The following is a 5,192-nucleotide window of genomic DNA, read 5'->3' on the forward strand; positions in this document are numbered from 1 at the left end:
TGTAAATAAAGAATATTCTAAAAACTTTACAAATGAGCTTGATTTTACAACATATTCAAATTATTACAATAAAGCAAATGCTGAGTTTTTAAATTTAAATAAAGATTTAGGAGTTAATAGGCAGTTAAGTGCTGAAGAGAAAGATAAAATAATAGAATTAACCAAACCATATGCTATTAAAAATAAAATATCTGAAAACGAAGCATTCATCAAATTATATTTTTCGGCTATGTATGAAATAGATAAAAGTAGCAAAATAAAATTTGATAAAATGGAAAATTATATAGACAATAACGAAGGTATAGAATATGATGTAAGTAATCTAACATCCTTACTTGAAGGCAATACATATCATATCAAAATGTCACAAAATGATATGATAGATGGCATACAATTTTTAAAGGATAATTCTAAGGGATTAACATTTATTGATTGGTATGGAGAAACTTATAATACATCATTATTTACAGCTACAAATGAACAATATAAAAATTCAAATTGGACCCCTAATCAACCACAAGGTTTAGAAGAAGATTTTTCAATATTTTTTAGTTTAAGTTTATTTAACAAAGCTAGTTTATCCGCTTTAAATAATAGTAGTAAAGCAATAGGTAATATAGCAGAAAATATAGTAGAGAATAAATTAACAAAAGACATTAATAATTCACTGCTAAACAGAATAGATATAGGAAATAACACACTTAATGCAAATATTGCCAATACAGTTACTAAAGAAATAGCTGAAGTTGGAAAAAAAGTTGAAATACCAAAAGCATATAAGGCACCAAAAGGTGGCGGTGGTGTATCGTACGAAACAACTATAAATGGACAAACATATACTTTTGGACATGGTGGTAGACATGCAGAAGATGTTGGACTAAATCATGTAATAGTTAATGAAGCTATCGCAAACCATTTATCTAAAACTAAAATAGATTGGTCAAAAATATCAACAAATAATCCATATATAAATTATATAAATTTAAATGGTTTCAAATTTAAATTTATTGCTAAAAAATTGCCAAATGGAAAAATAAATATAGGAACTTATTATCGTATAATAGATAAATAAAAAAAAGGAGCGATTTTATGTATAAAATAAAAAATAAAAATTTAGACAGCAGGATAAAAACTTGGTTAAATGTTATGTTGCAACAAGACATTAAAGGAAAAGATGAGCTTGTATTACATTTAGAAAGTTTATCAATAAAGCAAATAGAAGAATATCCAGATTGCATACTTGTCTTTTTTAAAAACACAAAAGATACAAAACCACTTTCAAAAGATAATTTTCCAACAAATCCAATTTTAAATATGATGGTAACTTCAGTAGTTTTAGAAAAAGAACACTATACAAGTTTTACACTGATTGCTTATGGTGATTATGTAGGCTCGTTGCATATTTACAATCTAATGTGTGAAAACTATTTGGAATTAGAAAATTTTGAAAACATAGAATTTGGTATAGGATAATTATGAATATCTTTTAAAAGTAGATTATTTATAAGAGGTAATATTATAAAAAATCTAAAAATAATTTAAATACCATAATTGATAAAAGAATTGAGTTAAAATTTCCTAAATTAACACCAAACTCTAAAGGAAGTAAGTAAAAAAATAAAAAAACAAATTTAATAAGGAGCAATTATGAAAATAGAATTAAGCAAAGAGGATTTATATAAGATTTATAATAGAGGACCTGCTGTTTGGACTGATAAGTTGCATTGGTATGCTGTAGATTGTATTGAAGAAAAATATAATTTAGACGTCGATTATTTAGATAGTAAAACCAAAGATGAAATTTTCTTTTTAGCTATTAAAGGGTTAATGGAATTAGAATTATTAGAATTTGAGGCACCGATTGAATTGCATTCAAAAGGTTTTATAAGAAATCAAAAAACTGGGGCTTGGGATATAAGTAGTGATGAAATAATAGAGTATTTTAAAAAGCATATGCCAATTGGCATTTTTGATACTAGCGACCTTGTTGAATATTTAGTAGGCAATTATTGCCCTAGTATATGTCAAATATACACAAACGACATACCATCTCCAATCAAACTAAACATAGAATTTAGTGATGAAGAATTACTTAAAATAAGAGATGATAATTACAAAGGCTTTTTATTTACAATCTATGATGATAGTATAAAACTAATTGCTAATAAAAATAAAATAAAAGTATGTGATATTAATAATGATAGATTAAAAAAAGAAATATTCTTAACAGCCTTAAAAAGAATGCTAGATTTAGAATTAGTTGTGCTTTATCCACCAAAAGTATTAGAAGCTAAGGAAGAATTAAATAAAGATGATTATAAAAAATATGTCTGGGATTTAAATAATGATGAGATGATAAATTATCTAAAAGAGAATATGCCTAATAATCCTTGGCATAAAGATTATAAAAATACTAAAGGTGTTTATTGGTTTGGAGATTATTGCCCTGTTCTTGGTTGGGTAGATGAAGGTTACATTCATTATGCAACTAATCAAGGAATTATGTATGTAGAATTTCTTAAAGAGAATAAAACAGGAACAATAGACATAGATTTTAGTGATGAAGAGTTAAATAATATAAGTATGAGTTTATATGATAAAGATATTTACGCTATGTATATCAAGACTCGTCGTTATGTCGCTTTAAAAAATAAAATAAGTTTATGGGATGAATTATTAGATGATAAGACATCTTTTGAAGCTTTTTGTAATGTGTTAAAAAAATTCTCAGAAAAAGGCTTAATAGAATTCTTTGAAGTGCCTGATAAAATTAAAGAGGAGTTGTTTTATGGGTCTAAAAATTATTCTAAAGAAGAGTCATTGAATATGATTAAAAGTTGGAAAGTAGATGTTGATAAAGTAATATGCGATATTAAAGAAAAAGAAATACTTAATAAATTCAAAACTATTCACCCTATAGTTATTTGGCACAAAAAAGAGTATAAATAGAGTGCAGTAGTGATTAGTAAAAGAGATGATGGTTTTTGTTTTATTATATACCTAAGTTATTAAGGAAAAAAAATGAATAAGAAAAGTAATAATGCAAAGGCTTTAGCAAGTAAGCTAAATAACTCTATAAAACAAACCATCATCTTACTAATCATTAGCCTAACTTTACTCTTTCCTTATTTAGCCTTTGCTAATGATATTATTATAGATAATAATGCTTCTAAATCCAATCAACCCCAAATCACACCAGCAACCAAACAAACCATCCTTTCATTAATAACAGCAATAGTGTAAATATTAATACAAATATAAGAGAAGTTAATTTTATAAATAATAAAGAAACTTTAATAGGAAATAATTTTGTTTATAATGCTGATAAATTTAACAATGTAGAATTAAGATTAATAGGTAAAAAAGCTTTGAGTAACACAGATAATAAAATTATAACAAATAAAGAATATTCTAGTATTTTAAATCAAAAACCAGATATGGTGGATAATACTATTAACGAGATTAGAGATGGATTAAATAACCCTGTGATAATAACTGAAACTTTTATGATAGCAAATGATATATTGAATGATAGTATGCCACCTAGCACTTTTTGGGGTTCAATATATAACATAATTGATAAGCAAGAAAATTTGTATGATGGTATAAATACAATAAAAAATACAATTTCAAAATAGGAATAAATATGTTTACATTTATAAGCAATACTTATTTTGCGTGCGGTGTTTTGTTTGTAATTGAAGGTAGTCTAGGCATAATTTTAGGGAAAACATATTTTAGAGGCTGGAGAGAAGTTTCTATATTAGAAGCAATTATTACCTTTTTATTGGGTATTGCATTAATTTATTATGATTTAAAAAGAAAACCATATTATGTAAAGTGTAATAAATGTATAAAAATTTTTAAATATGAAGAAACAATAAGAGGCAAATGCCCCAATTGTAACATAAAGACAAAAAAAGCAACTAAAAAAGAAATAAATGAATATGAAAACGCTATTAATCAAAAAGAAGTAGAAATATTAAGAGAAGAAAAAGAGGCAAACAACATAACTAAGCCAAAAAAAAATCAAAAAGAAAGGTAAAAAGAAAATAATGTGAATTGCATTATGTAAAATATATTAAATTATAAAAATATTGTAAATTAATTATAAATTAGTATGAATAAATTTATATAAAGATATAAAAAGAATAAATGTTTAATGTTACATTATAGATAAATAACAAAAGGAGCGATTTGATGTATAAAATAAAAAATAAAAATTTAGACAGCAGGATAAAAACTTGGTTAAATGTTATGTTGCAACAAGACATTAAAGGAAAAGATGAGCTTGTATTACATTTAGAAAGTTTATTAATAAAGCAAATAGAAGAATATCCAGATTGCATACTTGTCTTTTTTAAAAACACAAAAGATACAAAACCACTTTCAAAAGATAATTTTCCAACAAATCCAATTTTAAATATGCATGTATCAGTCAATGAAAAACAATGGACGCATTATTTACTACTTGCTTATGGTGATTATGTTGGAGTGCTACACATTTATAATGTAATGTGTGAAAATTGCTTAGAGTTAGAAAATTTTGACAATATTGAATTTAGTGATTTTTAGTGCTTGATTTAAAATTTACACCTTAAAAGGAGCAATTATGAAAATAGAATTTAGCAAAGAGGATTTATATGAGATTTATGATAGGGAACCTCTTTGGACTGATAAGTTACATTGGTATGCTGTAAGTTATGTTGAAGAAAAATATAATTTAGACGTCGATTATTTAGATAGTAAAACCAAAGATGAAATTTTCTTTTTAGCTATTAAAGGATTAATGGAATTAGAATTATTAGAATTTTATGTGCCTAAAGAACTGGAACTAAAAGGTTTTATAAGAAATCAAAAAAATGGAAATTGGGATGCAAGTAGTGATGAGATAATAGAGTATTTTAAAAAGCATATGCCAGTTGGTGTTTGGGATCCAGTTGATATTTGGGATGATAGTGGTCTTGAATATTTAGAAGGCTATTATTGCCCTAGTATATGTCAAATATACACAAACGACATACCATCTCCAATCAAACTAAACATAGAATTTAGCGATGAAGAGTTACTTAAAATAAGAGATGATAATTACAAAGGCTTTTTATTTACAATCTATGATGATAGTATAAAACTAATTGCTAATAAAAATAATATAAAAGTATGTGATATTAATAATGATAGATTAAAAAAAG

Annotated in this window: 8 protein-coding genes; all 8 read left to right on the forward strand. The window is 25.1% G+C overall.

What is annotated here, in order from left to right; translation table 11 throughout:
- Positions 1–1,072, forward strand: a 1,072-nt coding sequence (locus NY022_RS09440; RefSeq protein ID WP_267525612.1) for a hypothetical protein, incomplete at its 5' end; no start/stop codon positions are given.
- A 17-nt stretch (positions 1,073–1,089) separates the two neighbouring features.
- Positions 1,090–1,473 carry a hypothetical protein gene (locus NY022_RS09445; RefSeq protein ID WP_267525614.1) on the forward strand — a complete coding sequence of 128 codons (384 nt, stop codon included), beginning with the start codon at positions 1,090–1,092 and terminating at the stop codon, positions 1,471–1,473.
- A 174-nt stretch (positions 1,474–1,647) separates the two neighbouring features.
- Entirely contained in the window at positions 1,648–2,949 is a 1,302-nt protein-coding gene (locus tag NY022_RS09450) for a hypothetical protein (protein WP_267525617.1), read from the forward strand.
- Positions 2,950–3,021: 72 nt separating this feature from the next.
- The gene (locus NY022_RS09455) at positions 3,022–3,243 is read left to right on the forward strand and encodes a hypothetical protein (protein WP_267525618.1); all 222 of its coding nucleotides are present in this window, start codon (positions 3,022–3,024) and stop codon (positions 3,241–3,243) included.
- A 125-nt stretch (positions 3,244–3,368) separates the two neighbouring features.
- Complete coding sequence (locus NY022_RS09460; protein WP_267525621.1) at positions 3,369–3,638, forward strand: hypothetical protein; 270 nt, start codon at positions 3,369–3,371, stop codon at positions 3,636–3,638.
- An 8-nt stretch (positions 3,639–3,646) separates the two neighbouring features.
- Positions 3,647–4,045, forward strand: a complete 399-nt coding sequence (locus NY022_RS09465) for a hypothetical protein (protein ID WP_267525623.1) — start codon at positions 3,647–3,649, stop codon at positions 4,043–4,045.
- Between the two features lie 155 nt (positions 4,046–4,200).
- Positions 4,201–4,575 carry a hypothetical protein gene (locus tag NY022_RS09470; protein ID WP_267525625.1) on the forward strand — a complete coding sequence of 125 codons (375 nt, stop codon included), beginning with the start codon at positions 4,201–4,203 and terminating at the stop codon, positions 4,573–4,575.
- A gap of 37 nt (positions 4,576–4,612) precedes the next feature.
- Positions 4,613–5,192 (forward strand): hypothetical protein (locus NY022_RS09475; protein ID WP_267525627.1); only part of this gene is annotated, 580 nt, incomplete at its 3' end.

This window comes from Campylobacter sp. MG1, assembly GCF_026616895.1.
Taxonomy (GTDB): Bacteria; Campylobacterota; Campylobacteria; order Campylobacterales; family Campylobacteraceae; genus Campylobacter_E.

Coding starts and splice junctions, on each gene's coding strand:
- NY022_RS09445 (WP_267525614.1), top strand. CDS start 1,090: ATGTATAAAATAAAAAATAAAAATTTAGACAGCAGGATAAAAACTTGG.
- NY022_RS09465 (WP_267525623.1), top strand. CDS start 3,647: ATGTTTACATTTATAAGCAATACTTATTTTGCGTGCGGTGTTTTGTTT.
- NY022_RS09450 (WP_267525617.1), top strand. CDS start 1,648: ATGAAAATAGAATTAAGCAAAGAGGATTTATATAAGATTTATAATAGA.
- NY022_RS09470 (WP_267525625.1), top strand. CDS start 4,201: ATGTATAAAATAAAAAATAAAAATTTAGACAGCAGGATAAAAACTTGG.
- NY022_RS09455 (WP_267525618.1), top strand. CDS start 3,022: ATGAATAAGAAAAGTAATAATGCAAAGGCTTTAGCAAGTAAGCTAAAT.